The 20,604-nt window shown below is 65.2% G+C and carries 22 protein-coding genes; 6 read left to right on the forward strand and 16 right to left on the reverse strand.

Translation table 11 applies throughout. From position 1 onward, the window contains the following. The first annotated feature begins 7 nt into the window (after nt 1-7). Complete coding sequence (locus tag VIM61_06925; protein ID HEY8900126.1) at nt 8-1,102, forward strand: alpha/beta hydrolase-fold protein; 1,095 nt, start codon at nt 8-10, stop codon at nt 1,100-1,102. On the opposite strand, the gene VIM61_06930 is transcribed toward VIM61_06925, so the two are convergent. From VIM61_06930 to VIM61_06950, 5 genes are all read right to left on the reverse strand, one after another. Continuing rightward, nucleotides 1,099-1,701 carry a DUF6580 family putative transport protein gene (locus tag VIM61_06930; GenBank protein HEY8900127.1) on the reverse strand — a complete coding sequence of 201 codons (603 nt, stop codon included), beginning with the start codon at nt 1,699-1,701 and terminating at the stop codon, nt 1,099-1,101. The two genes, VIM61_06925 and VIM61_06930, sit on opposite strands and share 4 nt — an antisense overlap. Then, nucleotides 1,698-2,477: a prepilin-type N-terminal cleavage/methylation domain-containing protein gene (locus tag VIM61_06935; protein ID HEY8900128.1), complete on the reverse strand. Its 780-nt coding sequence runs from the start codon at nt 2,475-2,477 to the stop codon at nt 1,698-1,700. Before VIM61_06935 ends, VIM61_06930 begins: the two co-directional genes overlap by 4 nt. Further along, on the reverse strand, nt 2,470-3,222 hold the full coding sequence (locus tag VIM61_06940; GenBank protein ID HEY8900129.1) for a PEP-CTERM sorting domain-containing protein: 753 nt from the start codon (nt 3,220-3,222) through the stop codon (nt 2,470-2,472). The genes VIM61_06935 and VIM61_06940 overlap by 8 nt, the downstream gene beginning before the upstream one ends. Before the next feature lie 368 nt (nt 3,223-3,590). Then, on the reverse strand, nt 3,591-5,165 hold the full coding sequence (locus tag VIM61_06945) for a hypothetical protein (GenBank protein HEY8900130.1): 1,575 nt from the start codon (nt 5,163-5,165) through the stop codon (nt 3,591-3,593). A gap of 28 nt (nt 5,166-5,193) precedes the next feature. After that, nucleotides 5,194-5,859 (reverse strand): isochorismatase family cysteine hydrolase, encoded by a 666-nt coding sequence (locus VIM61_06950; GenBank protein HEY8900131.1) that lies wholly within the window; start codon nt 5,857-5,859, stop codon nt 5,194-5,196. A gap of 233 nt (nt 5,860-6,092) precedes the next feature. On the opposite strand from VIM61_06950, the gene VIM61_06955 reads away from it, so the two are divergent. From VIM61_06955 to VIM61_06975, 5 genes are all read left to right on the forward strand, one after another. Next, on the forward strand, nt 6,093-8,540 hold the full coding sequence (locus VIM61_06955) for a CHASE domain-containing protein (protein ID HEY8900132.1): 2,448 nt from the start codon (nt 6,093-6,095) through the stop codon (nt 8,538-8,540). After that, complete coding sequence (locus VIM61_06960; GenBank protein ID HEY8900133.1) at nt 8,537-10,006, forward strand: sigma-54 dependent transcriptional regulator; 1,470 nt, start codon at nt 8,537-8,539, stop codon at nt 10,004-10,006. Before VIM61_06955 ends, VIM61_06960 begins: the two co-directional genes overlap by 4 nt. Before the next feature lie 153 nt (nt 10,007-10,159). Beyond that, nucleotides 10,160-11,098, forward strand: a complete 939-nt coding sequence (locus tag VIM61_06965) for a hypothetical protein (protein HEY8900134.1) — start codon at nt 10,160-10,162, stop codon at nt 11,096-11,098. 15 nt (nt 11,099-11,113) lie between these two features. Beyond that, nucleotides 11,114-11,800 (forward strand): isochorismatase family cysteine hydrolase, encoded by a 687-nt coding sequence (locus VIM61_06970; protein ID HEY8900135.1) that lies wholly within the window; start codon nt 11,114-11,116, stop codon nt 11,798-11,800. A gap of 53 nt (nt 11,801-11,853) precedes the next feature. Beyond that, nucleotides 11,854-12,222 (forward strand): cupin domain-containing protein, encoded by a 369-nt coding sequence (locus tag VIM61_06975; protein HEY8900136.1) that lies wholly within the window; start codon nt 11,854-11,856, stop codon nt 12,220-12,222. Here VIM61_06975 and VIM61_06980 read toward each other — a convergent pair. The 11 genes from VIM61_06980 to urtC form a co-directional block, all read right to left on the reverse strand. Further along, the gene (locus VIM61_06980) at nt 12,217-13,050 is read right to left on the reverse strand and encodes an urease accessory protein UreD (GenBank protein HEY8900137.1); all 834 of its coding nucleotides are present in this window, start codon (nt 13,048-13,050) and stop codon (nt 12,217-12,219) included. The two genes, VIM61_06975 and VIM61_06980, sit on opposite strands and share 6 nt — an antisense overlap. Continuing rightward, nucleotides 13,047-13,649, reverse strand: coding sequence for an urease accessory protein UreG (gene ureG / locus VIM61_06985; protein ID HEY8900138.1), 603 nt, complete (start codon nt 13,647-13,649; stop codon nt 13,047-13,049). Before ureG ends, VIM61_06980 begins: the two co-directional genes overlap by 4 nt. Beyond that, nucleotides 13,646-14,341 (reverse strand): urease accessory UreF family protein, encoded by a 696-nt coding sequence (locus tag VIM61_06990; GenBank protein HEY8900139.1) that lies wholly within the window; start codon nt 14,339-14,341, stop codon nt 13,646-13,648. Before VIM61_06990 ends, ureG begins: the two co-directional genes overlap by 4 nt. Continuing rightward, nucleotides 14,325-14,747: a hypothetical protein gene (locus tag VIM61_06995; protein HEY8900140.1), complete on the reverse strand. Its 423-nt coding sequence runs from the start codon at nt 14,745-14,747 to the stop codon at nt 14,325-14,327. The genes VIM61_06990 and VIM61_06995 overlap by 17 nt, the downstream gene beginning before the upstream one ends. Before the next feature lie 97 nt (nt 14,748-14,844). After that, nucleotides 14,845-16,572, reverse strand: a complete 1,728-nt coding sequence (gene ureC / locus VIM61_07000) for an urease subunit alpha (protein HEY8900141.1) — start codon at nt 16,570-16,572, stop codon at nt 14,845-14,847. Nucleotides 16,573-16,621: 49 nt separating this feature from the next. Then, nucleotides 16,622-16,987 carry a GxxExxY protein gene (locus tag VIM61_07005; GenBank protein ID HEY8900142.1) on the reverse strand — a complete coding sequence of 122 codons (366 nt, stop codon included), beginning with the start codon at nt 16,985-16,987 and terminating at the stop codon, nt 16,622-16,624. Nucleotides 16,988-17,022: 35 nt separating this feature from the next. Further along, nucleotides 17,023-17,331, reverse strand: a complete 309-nt coding sequence (locus tag VIM61_07010; protein HEY8900143.1) for an urease subunit beta — start codon at nt 17,329-17,331, stop codon at nt 17,023-17,025. A 97-nt stretch (nt 17,332-17,428) separates the two neighbouring features. After that, nucleotides 17,429-17,731, reverse strand: coding sequence for an urease subunit gamma (locus VIM61_07015; GenBank protein HEY8900144.1), 303 nt, complete (start codon nt 17,729-17,731; stop codon nt 17,429-17,431). Between the two features lie 10 nt (nt 17,732-17,741). Further along, nucleotides 17,742-18,701: an ATP-binding cassette domain-containing protein gene (locus tag VIM61_07020; GenBank protein HEY8900145.1), complete on the reverse strand. Its 960-nt coding sequence runs from the start codon at nt 18,699-18,701 to the stop codon at nt 17,742-17,744. A 4-nt stretch (nt 18,702-18,705) separates the two neighbouring features. After that, entirely contained in the window at nt 18,706-19,458 is a 753-nt protein-coding gene (gene urtD / locus VIM61_07025) for an urea ABC transporter ATP-binding protein UrtD (protein ID HEY8900146.1), read from the reverse strand. Next, on the reverse strand, nt 19,455-20,600 hold the full coding sequence (urtC, locus tag VIM61_07030) for an urea ABC transporter permease subunit UrtC (protein HEY8900147.1): 1,146 nt from the start codon (nt 20,598-20,600) through the stop codon (nt 19,455-19,457). The genes urtD and urtC overlap by 4 nt, the downstream gene beginning before the upstream one ends. Between the last annotated feature and the right edge of the window lie 4 nt (nt 20,601-20,604).

Consider the following 20,604-nt stretch of genomic DNA (forward strand, 5'->3'; position numbering starts at 1 on the left):
ACCCCCAATGAGCCGCATTCGTTTCGAGATTCTGCCCCCTGTCGATCGTCCCGAGGAGCCGCTCGTGCTCTGCGGCAACGTGCCGGCGCTGGGAGAATGGGATGCCGCGCGCGGGTTGCGACTGCGCTGGGAGGGGGAGCGGCATGTCGGCTTGATCGAGGCGGAGACCGGAACGGCCCTCGAATACAAGGTGCTGCGCGGGAGCTGGGAAGCGGAGGCGGTGGACGCGTGGGGCAGCGTGCCGCCGAATGCGCGGCACGAAGTGTGGCTGGATGCGACGGTCTACCGCACGGTGGCGGATTGGAAGGATCGCTACGCCGGCCGGCTGACCCGGGACCGCGTGTATTCGCGCGGGCTGGCGGCGTGGCGGGAGCTGCTCATCTGGCTGCCGCCGGGTTACGCCACGCATCCCGACCAGCGGTTTCCCGTGCTGTATTTCAACGATGGCGCGAACGTGTTCGATCCCGAGACGAGCCCGATCACGAAGGTGGACCTTGCGGTCGACGAGTGGGTGCGGCGCCTCGTGGCGGAGCGGTCGATGCGAGAGTGTCTCGTGGTCGGGATCTGCCATCCCGACGGATTTGCGGATGGGATGCGAAGCGAGCGGGAGGTCGACCTGTCGGTGGAACTCGGCGGCGCGGCCTACGCGCAATTTCTGGCCACGGACCTCGTGCCGGCGATCGACCAGCGCTATCGGACGGTCCCGAAAGCCGAGGCGCGGCTCATTGGCGGGACGGCCCTGGGCGGACTGAACGCGTTTTACACCGCGCTCCACCATCCGGATGTCTTTGGCCGGATGCTTGGCCTGTCGACGATCTTTGGGGATCTGTCGGGAGACGAGGGCGGTGGCAAATGCGGCGCATTGCGGATGCTGGCCGGTCGCGCGGACCTGCCGGCCGGGTCACGCTTCTATTTCGATCACGGCACCGAGGGGCCGGATGCCGGACTCGGTGATTGTCACCGCGAGCTTGCGGAGCTTCTGCGCGCCCGGGGATGGGAGGATGGCCGGGAATTTCGCATCCTGCGCGTGATCGGCGGCCGGCACGACGAGGCGTCGTGGCGCACGCGGCTGGGGGACGCGCTGCGCTTCCTTGCGGGCTAGGCGCGGGCGGCGGCGAGCTCGGTGCCCCGGGGACGGACCGTGAAATGCATGATGCCGAGGAAGATGCCGGTGAAAAGGAGGTCGCTCGCGAGGGAGTAGGTAAAGAAAATCCAGGTCGGCGGGAAACCGGGGACGCCGACGGTGAGCGCCTGGATCCAGCCGGCCGGGGACTGGGCGTAGGCGGGGTTGCCGAACCAGGCGAGGGAATTCGTGACGACGTAGAAGAGGGTGGAGTTGGCAATCACCGCGCCAAAGGTGAGCGGCGCCCCGGCGCCGAGGCGGCGCAGGCTGATGCCGGTGGCGACGCCAAGGCCGTAACAGGCGTAGCTCACGAGTTCCACCGGACTGAAGAGCGCGACGCCGTAGTGGAGATTGAGGAGCAGATCCGTGATGGCGAGCGCGACGAGTGGAACGAGCAGGGCGAGCGCGCCGGGCAGCACGAGAGCGCCGCAGACAGCGAGGGCGAGCACCGGCGAGAAATTCGGAAGCTCGGGCAACATCGTCGCGCGGAGAAGACGGAAGCCGGCGGCGAGGGTGATGAGGGAGATCGTCAAGGCCACGGCTGACCTGCGATTCAGGGAATTGAGCGTCGAGTTCATTTGAGGTATTCGTAGCTGCCGACCGGCGCGAACCTCCCGATGTTTACACCTTTCAGACGCGAATCGCGAGTGGATTCGTCGAGGGGGAGAAATCCGCTCGAGCCGTCCGCGTAGCCGACCATGGCGAGCTTCCCGTGGCGAAAGTGAATGGTCCGCTCCCGCTGGTCGAAGCCGTAGAACTCCTCGAGCATCGGGCGCGACGACGAGGCCGGCGATTGGAAGTCGTTGACCTGTGCGGAGGTGGCGAAGACGACCACGCGCGCGGGGTTGCTGAGTTGCCAGTAGGTCATGGTTTGCGTCTTTGCTGACGCGGACCAGCCGCCGCCGATGACGACGTTGTAGCCGATGCCGAGGTAGCCGGACTTGAACTTGGGTTTGAACGCGGAGGCGTGGGCGGCAAAGCTCGGGTCGGGGGTGATGCCCTTTGGCACATAGCCGGCGAGAGGGCTTTGCGAGGGGTCGAACGCGCGGTTGCCTTCGCCGGAGCTCGCGCTGCCGGTCGACTCGAAGCCGAACCAGTAGCGTGTGCCCCGGATGATGCTCCCGTCGTCGCCGGTGAACGACGCGGCGTTCTCACGGTATTTCCAGAAATGGTGGTCGTTGTCAGCGAGGTATTGCGCGCCGCCGACGGAAAGTGAGCGGATGTTCTCCGTGGAAATGGCGAGCGAGGAGGCCTCCCAGACCTTCCAGATGGCCGGGGCGATGAAGACGAACACGATGGCCATCACGACGACGCAGGCGAGCATCTCCATGACGGTGAAGCCGGCTCTACGCATGGCGGGCTCTTCGGTGCCAGAGCAGCGCGAGGCCGCCCAGGACGAGGAGGGCAACCGTGGCCGGCTCGGGCACCGCGGCAACGGCGGCGCCGGGGACGTGCGAGGTGTAGGCCGGATCCGTGATGCTAAACGCATACCAGCCGTTGTTCACGAGAGTGGTGCCGCCGGCCCCGTCGAAACTGCTCGTCCAGGTCGTGGGATAGGAAGAGTTCGCGCTCCCGGTGTAGAATTCCCAGAAGCCGTTATCGAGCCAGCCCTCGGCGTAGTGGTCGGCAGCTTCCGTGGGAAGGGCGTTCGCGGAAGAGAAAGGTGCCTCGGAGCCATTCGCGTTCGTGTTCATGTTCGAGATTCCCGAGATGAAGATGGGCGTGGTGGCGTTGCCGTTCACGTCGACCGCGCCGGAGACGGAAAAGATGCCGTTGCCATTGTTATCATAGCCGACACCGTAGAGCGCCGGGCCGAACGAGGAAGCGCTGTCGATGCGGATAAAGAGGCGCGGATCGGCGGTGGCGATCGTCTGCAGCATATCCCAGGCGGTCATCGTGCCCGTCCATGAGAAGCCCCAGGCGATGGTCGAGGTCGTCTTGCCATCGTTCCAGGAAATGACGAGTCCGGCGCGGTTCGTGCCGGCGCCCCAATAGTTCAGATCGCTGAATCCGGTGACGGCTTGCGAGCGGCCGCTGGTGCAAATGGCGAGGGTGGCGAAAACGGCGATGGCGGCCGCTTTGAGGCGATGGGTTTTCATTGGTCCTTTCGAGATCACGGGAATTTGGAAGGACAGCCTTCCCCCGGTGAAAGGACTACCCCCAACACGGACGCTTGACGCGGCGCCGGTGCCCATTTCAGGGCGGTGTGGTTTTCTCCGCCGGTTCGAGATCGGACTCTGACCGTTGCGCGACAGTGAGGGGATTGCACCCTGCTTTCCTAGGCCGGCGGATTGGTTCGAATGAAAAAGAGCGCTGGCGAGACAGGCCCCGCTGAACAGGCTGGAAGTTGAAACCGGCGGGGATTTTCGGGTCAAGCGTAAAGCCTCCGGCGGCCTCTCCAAAACAAAGACCGCGCCGACACCCACCCGGGCGCCGACGCGGCCTTTCACCCTATGCTAACCAATTGCTATTCCGCCGCGGCGAGGTCCGGGGGCAGGGACTCTTCCTTGGCGGGCGCGAGCGCCATCTTGCCGCAGGCGAACAGCACGCCGCCCACGACCACGTAGGCGAGAGCCACGCCGGGCGTCTGGTTGATGCCGATCGCCTCACCGTGCATGAGGCCGAAGAAGGTGAGCAGGCCGCCGGCGAGGGCAAATCCGGCAGCCTTCAGGAACTCGCGTTCCACGATGTAGACGGTGATCGCGGCCAGCACGACGCCAGCGAGGATCGAGCCGCCGCCGAGGATCGAGAGGCCGTGGTAGAAGATGCCGGTCTGCGCCATCGAGGCGATCATCTCCGGCGTGATCTGGTGGATGCCGGCGACGGAGCCGAGCGAGTTGTCGATCTGGAGTTTGCCCCACGCGGCGAGCGACGGGATGATCGCCATGACGACGGCCGGAGCGTGCTTGTGCGGGCTCTCCTGGAAGGCCTGCGAGCCGATGAGCATGCCGATATAAAGGAGGATGGGCGAGATCGCGACGACCGGGATGAGGGCGGTCATGAGCGAGACGACGCCGAACCACGAGAGCAGGATGACCATCACGCCGGTGGCGGCGGAGTAACCGATGCGGCCGCCCATGGCCTTCCAGCCGGGATGGCCGATGTAGACGGCGTTGATGTAGGGATTGCCCATGAGGCAGCCGATGAGGCTGATCACGCCGTCGGCGGTGAGCACGCGTGTCGTGGGATAGTCGTCTCCGGCGGCGGAGGCGCTCACGACGTTATCCATGGCCTCGACGAGGTCGTAGATGCCGAAGGGAATCGCGGTGACGAGGATGATGCTGAGCAGGCCCCAGTTCAGGCCGCTGAAGATGAGGCCGAGGACTGGCACGGGGGCGGAGAAACCGAAACCGGCGAAGGAGGTCTTCAGCGTTTCGAGGTTCATTCCGCCGAAGTTGAAGCCGAAGAGATTCGACCCCCAGGCGATGAGCGTGCCGGCGGCGATGGCGACGAGGCCGGCGGGAATGCCGCCAAACTTCACTCCGCCGAACCAGCTCACGAGGATGATCGCGAAGCAGACGACGCCGACGAGCGGAGTCATGAACATTTCCAGGGCGGGCTTCATCGAGATGAAGGTGATCGAGACGCCGGCGAGTGCGCCGAGCAGCGCGGCCTTCGGCGTGATCTTTCGAACGATCGGGGCGAGGAAGCCGCCGCCCATCAGGATGAAGCTCTGGATGAACACCCAGACGAGACCGGCCTGCCAGGCCTTCACGGGATCGCCCGTGGCGAGCTTGATCGGGAGCATGATGACCAGCGTGACGATGAACATGTGCGGCACGCTGATCCCCGAGGGCAGCGCGCAGACATCCGTCCGTCCGGTCTGCTTTGCCAGCCGGTAGGCCAGCCACGCGTAGTAGAAGGTGCTCAGGCACATCATCATGCCGGCGGCCGGGAGGATGTGCTTGAAGACCATGTCCGGGGGCATTTTCAGCACGTAGAGCAGCAGGCCGCTGAGGGTGAGCAGGTTGACCAGGATGTTGGTGCCGAAGCCGAAAAAGGCATTCCAGTCTCCGGGCACCCAGATTTTGGGTTTGTTCATGATGATGTGTCTTGGTGTGGTGGCGTGGTTAGCTGAGGGCGGCGAGGATGTCGTCGGAGTGGGTGACCCAGCCGAAGATACCGCACTGGGCGATGATCATTTTGAGGCCCATTTCCTGAAACTCGGGGAAGTAGGAGCCGACGCAGTCCGACGGCACGAGGCAGTCGTAGCCGCGGTCGTTGGCCTCGCGGACGGTCGTGTTCACGCACACCTCGGTGGTGACGCCGGTGACGATGAGCTGGGTGATGCCGCGGTGCTGAAGAATGGTGTGGAGGTCGGTCGCGTAGAATGCCCCCTTGCCGGGTTTGTCGATGATCGGCTCGTGCGGCAGGGGATAGAGCTCGGGAATGATGTCGTGGCCGCTCTCGCCGCGCACGAGGATGCGCCCCATCGGGCCGGCGTCGCCGATCGTTTTCTCGCCGCGGGCCCGGATTTTCTTGGTTTCCGGCAGATCGGTGAGGTCGGGACGGTGACCTTCACGCGTGTGGATGACCTGCGCCCCGATGGCGCGCCAGGCCTCGAGGAGGCGGCGGTTGGGCTCGATCGTCGGCCGGAGCTTGGCGACGTCGTTGCCGAGCATGCTGGCGAAGCCGTTCGGTTCGAGGAAATCGCGCTGCATGTCGATGATGAGCAGGGCGCACTTTTCCGGGTGCAGTTCGAAAGAGTAGGGTTCGGCTTTGACGGAAACAGGCATGGCGGGTCGTGATGTCCGCGAATCCCTTGAGCTTCCGCGATGCCAAGTCGCCCCCGGAAACGCCGAATCCCTCACGTGGAGCGATTTACGTCCAAACGCGCCGTTCCGACCGGGGCGTCAGCGCGTGGCGGGTGTTGCGCGATGCGACGCCTGCAACACTCCGGGGCGGGGTCCATCGGGGCACCCACTGATTGGCACCCCGCATGGCACCTGAAGTGCTGACTTTCCGAGGCGTGACTTCCACTTTGAGAAAATCCCTTGGGGCGCAGATTCCGGCGCTCCTCGCCCTGGGGTTGGGCATCACTCTTTCGCTCGCGGCAGCGTGGTGGGTGCACGATTGGGAACAGGCGGAGGTCCGGCGATCGGTCATTCAGGAGGGGCAGGATCGCGTCGAGGCACTGCAGGGCCAGTTGCTTCGGTCCACCGAGGTGCTTCGCGCGATCGAATCGCTCTACGCCGCCCGCGGCGAGGTCAGCCGGAAGGAATTCAGCGAATTCGTCTCCGGAGCGCTCGCCCGGCAGCCGGAGCTGCAGGGGCTGGCCTGGGATCCGCGCGTGACCGAGGCCGAGCGCCGGGAGGTGGAGGCGCGGGCGGACGCGGACGGGTTGAAGGCCTTTCGGTTCATCGAGCAGAGCCCTCGCGGCGGGATGGCGCCCGCCGGCAGGCGCGGGGAATATTTCCCGGTCTATTTCATGGAGGCGCAGGCGACGAATGCGCCGGCGATGGGCTTCGATGTCGGGTCCGAGAAACGGCGGCGCGAGGCGCTGGAGCGGGCGAGGGACACCGGTCTCCCGGCGGCGACCGCGCCGATTCGCCTCGCCCAGGAGCGGGGTTCGCAGAAGGGCGTGCTGGTGTTCCTGCCGATCTACCGGGGCGAGCCACAGACGCTCGAGGCCCGGAGGGCGGACCTGCGCGGGTTTGCGGTGGCGGTCTTTCGCATCGGCGATCTCGTGAAGGGTTCGCTGAACGCCGCCGCCAGTAATGGCCTCGCGGTGCGCCTCTTCGACGGAGACGAGGAAATCTATCGCAATGGCGACGGTCGGTCGGAAGGCGGCTGGGAGACGACGTTTGACGTCGCGGGCCGCACGTGGCGGATCGTGTTCACGCCCACGGCGGCCTTCACCGGCGGGCGGCCGGTTTTCTGGCAGGGCTGGGCGGCGCTCGCCGCGGGGTTCGTCATCAGCGGATTGCTGGCGGTTTCGCTGTGGGGCTACGGGCGCCGGTTGAGGGCCGGAGACGAGGCAAATCGCGCGCTTCGGGCCGAGGTGGCGATCCGTCAGCGGGCCGAAAGCGAGGCCGAGGCCGCGAACCGCGCGAAGTCGGAGTTCCTCGCGAACATGAGCCACGAGATTCGCACGCCGCTCAACGCCATCGCCGGCTACTGCCAGATCCTGCTGCGTAACGGCGCGCTCGGTGCGTTCCAGCGCGACGCCGTCACGACGATCGCGAGCAGCTCCGACCATTTGCTGCATCTCATCAACGAGATTCTCGACCTGTCGAAGATCGACGCGGGTCGCATGGAGGTGAGCGAGGGCGACTTCGATCTCGCGGGAATGGTGACGGAGCTGAAGGGAATGTTTCAGCCGCCGTGCGAGGACAAGCTGCTCGGGCTGCGCATGGAGGGACTCGAGGGGCGCAGCCGGGTGGCGCTGCATGGCGACAGCGGCAAGCTGCGCCAGGTGCTCATCAACCTGCTCGGGAACGCCGTGAAATTCACCGAGCGCGGATGCATCACCCTGCGCGTGAGCGAGGGGCCGGAGGACCGATGGAGCTTCGAGGTCGAGGACACCGGGCCCGGCATTCCCGAGGACATCCAGGGGCGAATTTTTCAGCCGTTTCAGCAGGGCGAGAATGCCGGAGGGCGCGGCGGGACGGGCCTCGGGCTGGCAATCGCGCGCCGGCAGGTCGAGCTGCTGGGCGGCGCGCTTGCGGTGAGTTCCGCGGCCGACCGCGGGTCGCGATTCTCTTTCACGCTGCGGCTTCCCGCGGCCGTCGGCGAGGAGGCGGCGACCGAGAATGCGGTGGAGCATCTCGCGCCCGGTTACGAGGTGCGTGCCGCGGTGGTCGACGACATTCGCGAGAACCGGGAAGTGCTTTCGACAATGCTGGCGATGGTCGGTTGCGAGATCGTGCTCGCGGAAAACGGACGGCAGGCCGTGGAGGTCGTGCGCGCCTCCCGACCGGACATCGTCTTCATGGACATGCGACTCCCGGAGATGGACGGACTCGAGGCGACGCGGCAGATCGTCGCGGAATTCGGAGGCTCGGGGATCAAGATCGTGGCGACATCGGCCTCGGCCCTCGACCACGAGCGCAACCGCTACCTCGAAGCGGGCTGCGACGATTTCGTGGCGAAGCCGTTTCGCGCCGAACGCATTTTTGGGAGCCTCAAGGCCCTGCTCGGCGTCGAGTTCGTGCGCTCCGAGGCTTCGCGCAAGGAGGCCGATGCCCCGCCGCTCGACCTCGCGCAGATCGTCCTGCCGGAAGACCTCTCCGCCCGGCTCGTCATGGCCGCCGAACTGCACAGCGCCACCGTGGTGAAGAATTGTTTGAAGGAACTCGAGGAACTGGGGCCGAATGGCAGCCGGCTCGCCGGGCATTTGCGCGGCTTCCTCGCGAGTTACGACATGGAAACCATCCAGCGCGTGGTCGCGCAGGTCCCGATCGAAGAATCCGCATGAATCCGTCCGATAAAATTCTCATCGTCGACGACACCCCGACGAATATTCGCATTCTCACCGAGGCGCTCGAGCCGCTCGGTTACGAGATCCTCGCGGCATCGAATGGCGAGCAGGGCCTGAAGATCGCGGCCCGATCGCGGCCATCGCTCATCCTGCTCGACGTCGTGATGCCCGATCGCGATGGCTACTCGGTCTGCCGCGCCCTCAAGGCGGACGAGGCGACGCGCGAGATTCCCGTTCTTTTCGTGACGGCGAAGGAGGAGACGCGGCATGTGCTGAAGGGGTTCGAGGCCGGCGCGGTCGACTACATCCCGAAGCCGTTCCAGGTCGAGGAGGTCGCCATTCGCGTCGAGAATCATCTCAAGATCAGCCGGCTCACCCGGCAATTGCAGGAGCGCAACGCCCAGCTCGAGGCGGAGAGCGCCCGTCGCCGGGCCGTGGAGGCCGACAAGCACAGGGTCGACGAACGGCTCGAGCTTCTCGGCGAGCAGGAGGCGAAGCGCTGGGGGCTGGGGGGATTCGTCGGTCGGAGCCGGCTCGTGCGCGAGGTGCTGGCGAATATCGAGCGCCTGCAGGCTTTTCCGGGCACCAATGTCCTCATCACCGGAGAGAGCGGCACGGGCAAGGAGTTGATCGCCCGAGCGGTGCATCACAGCAGCTCGCGGGCGCGGGGCCCATTCGTGCCGGTGAACTGCGTGGCGATTCCAGCGGAGCTCGCGGAGTCCATGCTTTTCGGTCACATGAAGGGCTCCTTCACCGGAGCGGTGTCGGATCGCAAGGGCTGCTTCGAGCTGGCGGACGGCGGCACGCTCTTCCTCGACGAGATCGGTGACATGCCGTCGGGTCTGCAGGCGAAGCTGCTGCGCGTGCTCGAGGATGGCGAGATCACCCCGGTGGGCGCCGCTCGTTCGCGGAAGGTCGACGTGCGCGTGGTGGCGGCCACGAATGCGGAGCTCGACGAGAAGATTGCCGCCGGCGAGTTCCGGCAGGACCTCTATTTCCGGCTCGCGCGTTACACCGTCGAGATGCCGCCGCTGCGCGAGCGCATCGAGGACGTGCCCTTGCTGGCCGCGCATTTCCTGGGAGTCTTCGCCGACGAGATGGGCATGCCGCGACCCGAGCTTACGCCTGCCGCGCTCGCCCAACTCTCGGCCCACGCCTTTCCCGGCAATGTGAGGGAGCTCAAGAACATCATCGAGCGCGCGCTTATCGAGAGCCGCGGGCGGGCGATCGAGCCGGCGCATCTGCGGCTGGTGTCGACGCCGCCGCGGCGCGCTCCGATCATCGGGGACGTGGCGGCGGCGCCTTTGCCGGCCACGCCGCTGCCGCTCAATCTCGAGGCCGCGGAGCAGGCGCTCATCCAGCGCGCGCTTGCGGAAACCGAGGGCAACGTCGCCGAGGCCGCGCGGCTGCTCGGCGTGAACCGCAGTCGCATCTACCGGCGGTTTCAGCAGCCGGCCGGCTGAGCGCGCCATTGTTGCGGGTGTTGCGTGCGGCAACACGGGAAACAGGCGTGCATCGAAGAGAATGCGGACGTCGAATTTGCAGCATCTTGATAAGCAGGAGGTTGCGGCTTTTGCGGAAGCGTTGGCACAGGGCGTTCTCATTGGGGCGCTGCCATGAAAACCACGCTGCCACACCGAAGCCGTTTCACCGCGCTCGCTGCGCTCGCTGCCACCACCCTGCTCGCTTTGCCCACTCCTTCGTGGGCCGGCGTGCAGGATAAGACGCCGATCCCCGTGACCGAGCCCGAAAAGCCGAGCATCTTCCACGTGCTCTTCCAGAACCAGATCTCGAACTACTACATCACGCCTCGCGGCCTGATCGTGGAGGACGAGGGCCTCGTCTGGCAGCCGCTGCTGCTGCTCTTCGCGGACCTCTACAAGGGCGACGGCTGGCTGAACAACGTGAAGCTCACGCTCGGCACCTGGAACAGCATCCACACGAAGAAGTCCTCGAATCCGAACACGACCACGCCGTATTGGAACGAATTCGACTTCATCGCCGGCCTCAGCACGACCGTGTTCAAGGACTGGACGCTCAGCGCGACCTACCTGCTCTTCGTGAGTCCCGTCGATGACTACGAGCCGCCGAGCAACCTCGAGCTTCAGATCAGCTACACCGACCACTTCCTCGAGGGATTGACTCCCGGCATCGGCAAGGGATCGATCAATCCCTACGCGAAGCTCTTCCTCGAACTCGAGGACAAGGCGACTGTGTCGTCCACCGATTCGAGCTTCAACTTCGAGGTCGGCTTCGTTCCGAAGTTCACCTTCGATTTCTATCCCGTCAGCCTGGAGATTCCGACGTTCATTACCTTTCCGGGCAACGGATTCTATAGCGAGAATGGCGTTCCCGGCCTGATTTCGACTGGCTTGAAGGCGACCGTTCCGCTCAAATTCATCCCCAAGGAATATGGGTCGTGGAGTGTCTACGGGGGCTTGCAATACTATCACATCTACAACGACGGCATCGCGACGGGTAACACCTTCCTGCCTTCGCAATCCACGAACCGCGACCCCGTGCAGTTCTACGGCGGTATCACCCTTTTCTTCTAAGAAAGGAGATTCGAAATGAATGGGCGCTTCGTGGAATCCGATCCCTATCGCTGGCCTTATGATGGGGATCTGCGGCCGGAGAATACCGTGCTGCTCATCATCGACATGCAGACCGACTTTTGTGGAAAGGGCGGTTATGTCGACACGATGGGCTACGACATCCGGCTGACCCGGGCGCCCATTTACCCGATCCAGCGCGCGCTCGAAGCGGCGCGCGCGGGCGGGTATCACGTGATGCACACCCGCGAGGGGCATCGGCCCGATCTCGCGGACCTGCCCGCGAACAAGCAATGGCGCAGCCGACAGATCGGCGCGGGCATTGGCGATCCGGGCCCCTGTGGTCGCATCCTCACGCGCGGCGAGCCCGGCTGGGAAATCATTCCCGAGCTGGCGCCCGCTCCGGGCGAGGCGGTGATCGACAAGCCCGGCAAGGGCAGCTTTTACGCAACGGATATCGACATGCTCCTTCGCCAGAAGGGGATCCGAAACATCGCGCTGGCGGGCATCACGACGGATGTTTGCGTTCACACGACGATGCGCGAAGCGAACGACCGAGGCTACGAATGTCTGCTGCTCTCGGACTGCACGGCGGCGACGGACTACAACAACCACCTCGCCGCGTTGCAGATGGTGAAGATGCAGGGCGGAGTCTTCGGCGCGGTCGCGGATTCCAGGGCCTTCGTCGACGCCATCACCGGCTGAGACCGGAAGAATTTGCGGCGTTCCGAGCGCCGAGGTATCACGGAACGCCAATTGTGAACCCTGAATCCATCGACCTGAAATCCCGCATCGAACTTCCCGAGCTGATGCGGCTCGCGCAGAAACCGGAGACGATCTCGTGGGAGCCGTTTCGTGACGGCGTGCGAATTCATCGTCTTTACGGGGACGGCGTGATCGGCCCGTGGGCCGCGCTTCTTTTCTACGAACCGGGCGGGCGCATCCCCCGGCACGAGCACATCGGCTACGAGCACATCTTCATTCTGTCCGGATCCCAGCGGGACGAGGCGGGCGAGTTGCGCGCGGGCACGCTGGTGATTCATCCGCCGGGCACGCGCCACCAGGTGGTCAGCGACGCCGGCTGTGTCGCGTTGGCGATCTATGAGAAGCCGGTGCAGTTCCTATAGTTTCCGCCAGAGCGGCAGATCGCGACCGGCCTGGGCGTAGACGAGTTCTCGGACGCCGGTGATCGCCTTGCGCATGGACGGGCTGTCCGCGGCGAGGATCTTTCCCACGAAGGCTCGCGGATTTAGCGCGCTTGCTCCGGACGCCACGCGGTCGCCGCTGAGCGCGCTGACGGATCTCACGAAGGGGCCGGGCGCGACCGGGTCGGGAAGGACGGCGAACCACGTCGCGTGGTAGGAGTGCTCGTGGTGCACGCGCAACGGGTGCAGGCTGTGATCTCCGGGCGAGAGGCGGCAGTTCTCCACGGCGACCAGCTCGCCGTCGACGGTGAGTCGCGTGCGGCAGCGCACTTTCTCGAAGGCGAAGACTTCCCCGCTGGCGACGCGGCCAGGGGCGAGGCAGTCCACGAAGAGCAGGCCACCATTGCCGGTGACCTCCAGCGTGCTCTCCTGCTCGTAGCGGGAACCGGCCTGGGCGATGAGCATCTCCGGACAGACCTCGAGCCAGCCCCCGGCATCGACGGTGAACCGCTGGCGGACGTGCGCGGCGGGCTCATCCGCGCGCGCCCGATGGACGCGGCTCGCGCTGGGACTGGTGAAGAGCGCGCTCGCGGCAGGGCGGGCGGCGACGGAAATCTCGACGGTGTCGCCGGAAAAGAGACCGGCGGTGGGGTTCACCGCATTGATGATGAGCGTGCGGCCGTCCCAATGCGGCTTGCTGAGGTGCATGGGCGCGGCAAAGGATTGCGCGCCGACAAAGGTGCGGCCGGTGGCGGCATCGCGCTCGCAGACGAGGTGCAGGTGCCCATGCAAGGCCGCGCCGGCGGTCATGCGAAGAGGTATTCGCGCCGCAGCCAGTCGAGCACGGCCTCCCGGCCCTGGCCGGACTTGAGATCCGCGAAGAGGAAGGGCTTCTCTCCACGCATGAGCTTCGCGTCACGGGCCATCACGTCGAGGTCGGCGCCGACGTGCGGGGCGAGCGTGATCTTGTTGATGAGCAGAAGATCGCTGTGGCGGATGGCGGGGCCGCCCTTGCGCGGGATCTTGTCGCCCTGCGCGACGTCGATCACGTAGATGAAGGCGTCGGCGAGTTCGGGCGAAAAGGTCGCGGAAAGGTTGTCGCCGCCGCTCTCGATGAGGACGACCTGCAGGTCGGGAATGCTACGGGTGAACGCGGCGACAGCCGCCTCGTTCATGCTCGTGTCGTCGCGGATGGCGGTGTGCGGGCAGCCGCCGGTTTCGACGCCGGCCACGCGGTCGGGGGAGAGGGCTTCGTTGCGCACGAGGAACTCCGCGTCTTCCCGGGTGTAGATGTCGTTGGTGACAACGGCGAGGCTGAACTCGTCGCGCAGCCATTGGCAGAGCCGAAGGACGAGCATGGTCTTGCCGGAGCCGACGGGACCGCCGATGCCGATACGAATGGGTTTCATGAGATGAAGAGGCGTTCGTTGGAGAGTTCGTGGCGCATGCTCGCAAGGTCGAGGGCGGGGTCGAACCAGCCGATCTCGTCGAGCGGAATGCGCATCGCGCGCTCGACGGCCAGCGGAAGATGCTCGAGGGCGGCGGCGAGGCAGCGCTGGGCCGCCTCCTGGCCGATGCGGAGAAGCTTCGGTGCGGCCATGCACTGGCAGGCGACGGTCTGGTAGAAGCAGGCGCCGAGGGCGACGGGGGCGGGTAGATCGGCGCAGGCGGCGCCCCAGACGACGGCGTGGTGGCCGCGGCTGGGCGTCGCATCGATCGCGGCGTGAAACGCCTCGAGTGCCGGGGTGGAGCGGACGCGGAGGAGCGTGGCGAGGCGGCGTCGACCGGTCTGGAGGCTGGCTTCGCGGAGCTCGCGCGGAAGCTTGAGCGCGCCAGCGAGGCGATCGATCTCGAGAAGCCGGTCGAGATTGCCGGCGGCGATGTGCGCCTCGCGGACGAGGGGAAGCTCGAGGTGCTCGAGGGCGGGGACGACGTGACGGCGGAGGAAGTCGATGAGCGTGGCCTCGTTGTGGACGCGGCCGGACTGCGTCATCTCCTCGAGGCCAAGCGAATGGGCGTAGCCGCCGCTGGGAAAGGTAGCGTCGCTCGTCTGGAGGAGGAACGGCAGCCAGGCGGGCAGGGCCTCAGTGGTGGTGGCCATTCGCGATGGGGTGGAAGACGGCGTCGCGACTGGTGAAGGCAATGTGCTCGCGCTGGAAGTATTGCCGAACGGCGGGATCGTCGACCGTGCGGACGACCTCCGAGGTGGTCTCGACGAGAAAGTGGAGGTTGCCGATCTGCCAGCCGAGGCGAGCGGCGGCGCCGGAGCTGGCGGGAAGAGCGACCTCGAGGACGGGTTCGGGTTTCTGGACCAGAATGTAGGCGATGGATTCCTCGCGATGGACGACGTCGCCATCGTGGAGATGGTGTTCGAGGTCGAAGCCAAACTCGCGGCCGTCCGCAGCCGTGGCCCGCCAGCGGCGCTTGGAGAGGTCGGGGCGATCGACCGGAATGGCAATTGTCAGATCGATGGGAGACTCCGCAGCGGCGTGGTGGACGAGGATCATGATTTTTTAACCACCAAGGCACCAAGGCACGGAGGAAGGCGAAGGGAGGAAATGTTTTCATCCCTTGGTGTCTTGGTGCCTTGGTGGTGATTCTTCATCAGAACAAAAAGTAGCGCTGGGCCAGCGGCAGGCTGGCGACGGGATCGCAGCGAAGTTCGCGACCGTCGGCCTTCACGGTGTAGGTCTCGGGATCGACCTCGATCTTCGGCAGGGCATCGTTCCAGAGAAGATCGCGCTTGGTGACGGTGCGGGTGCCGCGGACGGCGACGAGCCGCTTCGAGAGGCCGAGGTCGGTGAGGGTGCCGCCAGCAAGGGCAGCCTCGCTCACGAACGTGACGGAAGTGGCGCTACGGGCGCGGCCGTGGGCGGCGAACTGGGGCCGGTAAATCGTGGGCTGCGGCGTGGGGATGGACGCATTCGGGTCGCCCATGTTCGCGCAGGAAATGAGGCCGCCCTTGAGAATGATCTCGGGCTTCACGCCGAAGAACGCGGGCTTCCAGAGGACGAGGTCGGCGAGCTTGCCGACTTCGATGGAGCCGATCTCGTGGGCGACTCCGTGGGTGCGGGCGGGATTGATCGTGTATTTGGCGAGGTAGCGAAGAGCGCGGAAGTTGTCGGCGGCGGAGTGCGCGGACGGGCCGCCCTCGAGCTTGCCGAACTGCGTCTTCATCTTGTGCGCGGTCTGCCACGTGCGCGTGATGACTTCGCCGATGCGCCCCATGGCCTGGCTGTCGCTGGACATCATGGAAATCGCGCCGAGGTCGTGAAGGAGGTCCTCGGCCGCGATGGTCTCGCCACGGATGCGGGATTCCGCGAACGCGACGTCCTCGGGGATGTTCGAGTCGAGATGGTGGCACACCATGAGCATGTCGAGATGCTCGTCGATGGTGTTGACCGTGTAGGGGCGGGTGGGATTCGTCGAGGAGGGCAGGACGTTCGCCTCGCCGCAAACGCGGATGATGTCGGGGGCGTGACCGCCGCCCGCGCCCTCGGAATGGTAGGTGTGGATCGCGCGGCCCTTGAACGCGGCGAGCGTGGCCTCGACGAAGCCGGCCTCGTTGAGCGTGTCGGTATGGATCGCGACCTGGACGTCGAACTCGTCGGCGACGCCGAGGCAGGTGTCGATCGCCGCGGGCGTGGTGCCCCAGTCTTCGTGCAGCTTCAGGCCCATCGCGCCGGCGCGCACCTGTTCGCGGAGCGGCTCCGGCGTGGAGCAGTTCCCCTTGCCGAGGAAGCCGAGGTTGACGGGATAGTGCTCCGCGGCCTCGAGCATGCGGCGGATGTTCCAGGCGCCGGGCGTGCAGGTGGTCGCGTAGGTGCCGGTGGCGGGACCCGTGCCGCCGCCGATGAGCGTGGTCGTGCCGCTGGCGACGGCGTGCTCGATCTGCTGCGGGCAGATGAAATGGATGTGCGTGTCGATGCCGCCGGCCGTGACGATACAGCCCTCGGCGGCGATCACCTCGGTCGCGGCGCCGATCGTCATCGTGACGTCGCTCTGGATGCCGGGATTCCCCGCGTGGCCGATGCCGACGATGCGGCCATGCTTGATGCCGATGTCGGCCTTGATGACGCCCTGGACCGCGTCGAGGATGAGGGCATTCGTGATGACGAGGTCGGGGCACTCGGCGTCGAGCGCGAGCGAGGACTGGCCCATGCCGTCACGGATGACCTTGCCGCCGCCGAACTTCACCTCGTTGCCGTAGCCGCCGTTCTCGAGGATGAGATCGCGCTCGACCTCGATGAAGAGTTCGGTGTCGGCGAGGCGGACCTGGTCGCCAACGGTGGGGCCGAACATCTCGGCGTAGAGCTCGCGGGTGAGTTTCATGAGGATTTTTTCACCACCAAGGCACCAAGACACCAAGGAATATGAAGATTCATAGGGCGATGCGTTTGAGGCCCTGCTTGATCAGCGGGACGTTGAAGTTGATCAGGAAGGCGAGGTGGAGACCGGAGAGTTTGAGGTAGGTGAGGGCTTGGGCGTGGTGGACGGGGAGAAGAGATTCCACCGTCTTGATCTCGATGATGATTTGGCGTTCGACGACGAGGTCGAGACGGAGGCCCGCTTCGAGTTCCAAACCTTCATAGACGATTGGCAGTGCGACTTGTCGCTCGAAGGTCAGACCACGGCGGTGGAGTTCGTGGGCGAGGCAGACCTCGTAAACCGATTCCAAAAGACCGGGGCCAAGCGATTGATGCACCTTGAACGCGGCATCGACGATCTGAGAGGCGATTTCATCCACCTCCGAAACTCTTGGTGCCTTGGTGTCTTGGTGGTTCAAAGCTTCCCGTTGATGAGGCCGTTGAGGCCGTAGACTTCGCGGGTGCCGGCAAGGGCGACGAGGTCGACCTCGCGGGTGTCGCCGGGTTCGAAACGCACCGCGGTGCCGGCGGGGATGCGCAGGCGGAAGCCGCGGGCGGCGGCGCGGTCGAAATCGAGCGAGGGATTGACCTCGAAGAAATGGAAATGGCTGCCGATCTGCACCGGGCGATCGCCGCGGTTCGAGACGGTGATCGTCTTCACCTCGAGGCCGATGTTCGCCTCGTGCGGTTCGGTCTTCGCGAGGATGTATTCGCCCGGGATCATGAGTTTTGAACCATCAAGGCACCAAGACACCAGGAAAGGCGGAGGAAGGAATATTTTATCTCATCCCTTGGTGCCTTGGTGTCTTGGTGGTGAATCTTCATCGGATCGGATTGTGAACGGTAACGAGTTTCGTGCCGTCGGGGAAGGTGGCCTCGGCCTGCACCTCGTGGATCATTTCCGGCACGCCCTCCATGACGTCCTCGCGCTTGAGGATCGTGGTGCCGTAGCTCATGAGGTCGGCCACGCTGCGGCCGTCGCGCGCGCCCTCGAAAATCTCGTAGGTGATGATGGCGACGGACTCGGGGTAGTTGAGTTTGAGGCCGCGTTGCTGGCGGCGGCGGGCGAGGTCGGCGGCGACTACGACGAGGAGTTTTTCCTGTTCGCGCGGGCTCAGATGCATGCGATGTAGATCACACGGTGAGGTGGGTTTTGACAACTTCGTCCGTCAGGTCCGCGACGGTGCCATTCGCGACCACGGCGCCGCGGTCGAGGATGGCGAAGTTGTCGGCGAGTTCCTTGCAGAAATCGAGATACTGCTCGACGAGCAGGATGGTCATCGATTTCTCGCTGTGGAGCTGGGCGAGAGCGGTGGCGATCTCGTCGCCGAGCACGGTGCCCTCGTGTGGCCCCTGTTTGCGGACGTCGTCGAAGGTGGTGGAGAGTTTTTCGAACGCGGCGGAGTCCTTGTGCGAACCGACGCGGCGGAGGGCGTTGATCTCGTCGGCGAGCTGATCGAGGAGCTCGGGCTTCGGATAATCGATCTCGGCGCGGAGCTTCTTGAGCGTCTGCGCGGCCTCGGCGAGGAGGCCGGGCTCGTTGTGGTGGCCGCCACGGCGGAGGAGTTTGATGGCGTCGCCGATCTGGTCGATGATGTTCGGCTGGATTCCCTCGGTGGGCTCGTCGAGGAGGAGGAGCGACGGCTCCGTGAGCAGGGCACGCCCGATGGAGAGCTGCTGCTGCTGGCCGCCGGAGAGCATGCCCCCCTTGCGGGCGAGGAAGTCCTTGAGGATCGGGAAAAGCGCGTAAACGCGCTCGACGGCACGTTTCGGGTTCTTGCCCTGCGCGGTCGCGCCGATGAAGAGGTTCTCCTCGACGGTGAGGTGGGGGAAGATGCCGCGGCCCTGCGGAACGTAGCCGATGCCGGCCCGGGCGCGCATTTCTGCGGGGAGCCGGGAGATGTCCTCGCCGTTGAAGACGATGCGGCCGGCGTTGGGCCGGTGAATGCCGATGATGGATTTCAGCGTGGTCGTCTTGCCGACGCCGTTGCGACCCATGAGACAGAAGACCTGATTCGTGGGGATGTCGAGGTCGACCCCGCGAAGGATCCGCGAGCCATCAAGGGAAACCTGGAGATTTTCAATCTTGAGCATGGAATCAGTGTTTCTTTTTGCGGCCGAGGTAGACTTCGATCACGCGTTCGTCGGCCTGGACTTCGTCGAGGGTGCCGTCGCAGAGGACGTGTCCCTGGTGGAGGACGGTGACCTTGCTGCCGAGCTGGCGGACGAAAACCATGTCGTGTTCGATGACGATGATGGTGTGCTTGCCGACGAGGCTGAGGAGGAGCTCGCCGGTCTTGGCGGTTTCCTCATCGGTCATGCCCGCGGCGGGCTCGTCGACGAGGAGGAGCTGGGCGTTTTGCGCGAGGAGCATGCCGATCTCGAGCCACTGCTTCTGGCCATGGGCGAGCGTGCCGGCCTTCACCTCGGCGCGGTCCTTGAGGCCGATGGTCTCGAGGACTTCGTAGATGCGCTCCTTCTGCGCGGGCTTCACCCGGCCGAAGATCGAGGGCCAGACGCCGCGGCTGCCTTCGAGGCCCATGAGGACGTTCTCGAAGACGGTGTGGTCGCTGTAGACGCTGGGTGTCTGGAATTTGCGGCCGATGCCGAGGCGGTAGATCTCGTATTCACGCAGCTTCGTGAGCGGAGTGCCCTGGTATTCGATCTTGCCGACATCCGGCCGGGTGCGGCCGGTGATGAGGTCGAGAAAGGTGCTCTTGCCAGCGCCGTTTGGGCCGATGATCGTGCGCATCTCCCCCTTATCGAGGTAGAAGTTGAGATCGTTGATCGCCTTGAAACCGTCGAAACTCTTGGTGACGCCTTCGGCGGTGAGCAGGAAGTCCTGGTTCATTTCGTTTCCTCCACGGGAGTGTTGGTGGGTGCGGGTGCGTCGGGTTCCCGGGAGTTCTTGTAGCGGCGCCAGATGTCCATCACCTGGCCGGGGATCCCAACGATGCCCTTCGGCATGAAGAGCACGACGATGACGAACATGCCGCCGAGGAAGATCGGCCAGTAGGCGGGGTAGGCCTGGCTGGCCCAGCTCTTGAGGGCGTTCACGACGATGGCGCCAACGACCGGGCCGAGCAGCGTGGCGCGGCCGCCGACGGCGACCCAGACGACGGCTTCGAGGGATTTGGCGGGCTCCATCTGGCTGGGGTTGATGATGCCGACCTGCGGGACGTAAAGGGCACCCGCGACGCCGGCGATCATTCCCGCGACGACGAACACGAAAAGTTTGAAATTCGCGGCCGCGTAGCCGGAGAAGAGCACGCGGTTTTCGCTGTCGCGAATGGCGCGCTGGACTTTTCCGAATTTCGTGAGCGTGAGCCAGCGGCAGAAGGCATAGACAACGACCAGGGCGACCGCCGAGGCGATGTAGAGCGCACGCTGGGTTTCCACGCTGCCGAGCTGCGCTCCGAAGAGCGTCTTGAAATCGGTGAAGCCGTTGTTGCCGCCGAGGGTGAGCTCGTTGCGGAAGAAGAGCAGGCAGGCTGCGTAGGTGAGCGCCTGGGTGAGGATCGAGAAATAGACGCCCTTGATGCGGGAGCGGAAGGCGAGGTAGCCGAAGATCAGCGCCACGAGGCCGGGCACCCAGAAGACGGCGCCGATCGCGAACCAGACATTGTAGAATGGCTCCCAGTGGATCGGCAGCTTGTTGTAGCCGAGGAACACCATGAAGTCGGGCAGGTCGCTCTTGTATTGGCCCAGCTTGCCGATCATCAGCATGAGGTGCATGCCGAGGGCGTAGCCGCCGAGCGCAAAGAAGAGCATCTGGCCGAGGCTCAGCAGGCCGGTGTAGCCCCAGAGCAGGTCGATGCTCATCGCGACGATCGCGAGGCAGAGATACTGGCCCCAGAGGTTGATGTTGAAGTTGCTGACGTGCAGCGCGCTTCCGTCCGGCGTGAAGGCGTTGAGCGCCGGCACGATGAAGATGAGCACCGCGGCAAAGAGGGCCGCGATGAGGATTTCGATTTTGGAGACCTCGGATTTCATCGGT

The sequence above is a fragment of the Chthoniobacterales bacterium genome (assembly GCA_036569045.1).
Lineage (GTDB): Bacteria > Verrucomicrobiota > Verrucomicrobiia > Chthoniobacterales > JAATET01 > JAATET01.

What these genes read in the sequence shown, in the direction of transcription:
- VIM61_06925 (HEY8900126.1), top strand. Translation starts at nt 8, where the DNA reads ATGAGCCGCATTCGTTTCGAGATTCTGCCCCCTGTCGATCGTCCCGAG.
- VIM61_06930 (HEY8900127.1), bottom strand. Translation starts at nt 1,701, where the DNA reads ATGAACTCGACGCTCAATTCCCTGAATCGCAGGTCAGCCGTGGCCTTG.
- VIM61_06935 (HEY8900128.1), bottom strand. Translation starts at nt 2,477, where the DNA reads ATGCGTAGAGCCGGCTTCACCGTCATGGAGATGCTCGCCTGCGTCGTC.
- VIM61_06940 (HEY8900129.1), bottom strand. Translation starts at nt 3,222, where the DNA reads ATGAAAACCCATCGCCTCAAAGCGGCCGCCATCGCCGTTTTCGCCACC.
- VIM61_06945 (HEY8900130.1), bottom strand. Translation starts at nt 5,165, where the DNA reads ATGAACAAACCCAAAATCTGGGTGCCCGGAGACTGGAATGCCTTTTTC.
- VIM61_06950 (HEY8900131.1), bottom strand. Translation starts at nt 5,859, where the DNA reads ATGCCTGTTTCCGTCAAAGCCGAACCCTACTCTTTCGAACTGCACCCG.
- VIM61_06960 (HEY8900133.1), top strand. Translation starts at nt 8,537, where the DNA reads ATGAATCCGTCCGATAAAATTCTCATCGTCGACGACACCCCGACGAAT.
- VIM61_06965 (HEY8900134.1), top strand. Translation starts at nt 10,160, where the DNA reads ATGAAAACCACGCTGCCACACCGAAGCCGTTTCACCGCGCTCGCTGCG.
- VIM61_06970 (HEY8900135.1), top strand. Translation starts at nt 11,114, where the DNA reads ATGAATGGGCGCTTCGTGGAATCCGATCCCTATCGCTGGCCTTATGAT.
- VIM61_06980 (HEY8900137.1), bottom strand. Translation starts at nt 13,050, where the DNA reads ATGACCGCCGGCGCGGCCTTGCATGGGCACCTGCACCTCGTCTGCGAG.
- ureG (HEY8900138.1), bottom strand. Translation starts at nt 13,649, where the DNA reads ATGAAACCCATTCGTATCGGCATCGGCGGTCCCGTCGGCTCCGGCAAG.
- VIM61_06990 (HEY8900139.1), bottom strand. Translation starts at nt 14,341, where the DNA reads ATGGCCACCACCACTGAGGCCCTGCCCGCCTGGCTGCCGTTCCTCCTC.
- VIM61_06995 (HEY8900140.1), bottom strand. Translation starts at nt 14,747, where the DNA reads ATGATCCTCGTCCACCACGCCGCTGCGGAGTCTCCCATCGATCTGACA.
- ureC (HEY8900141.1), bottom strand. Translation starts at nt 16,572, where the DNA reads ATGAAACTCACCCGCGAGCTCTACGCCGAGATGTTCGGCCCCACCGTT.
- VIM61_07010 (HEY8900143.1), bottom strand. Translation starts at nt 17,331, where the DNA reads ATGATCCCGGGCGAATACATCCTCGCGAAGACCGAACCGCACGAGGCG.
- VIM61_07015 (HEY8900144.1), bottom strand. Translation starts at nt 17,731, where the DNA reads ATGCATCTGAGCCCGCGCGAACAGGAAAAACTCCTCGTCGTAGTCGCC.
- VIM61_07020 (HEY8900145.1), bottom strand. Translation starts at nt 18,701, where the DNA reads ATGCTCAAGATTGAAAATCTCCAGGTTTCCCTTGATGGCTCGCGGATC.
- urtD (HEY8900146.1), bottom strand. Translation starts at nt 19,458, where the DNA reads ATGAACCAGGACTTCCTGCTCACCGCCGAAGGCGTCACCAAGAGTTTC.
- urtC (HEY8900147.1), bottom strand. Translation starts at nt 20,600, where the DNA reads ATGAAATCCGAGGTCTCCAAAATCGAAATCCTCATCGCGGCCCTCTTT.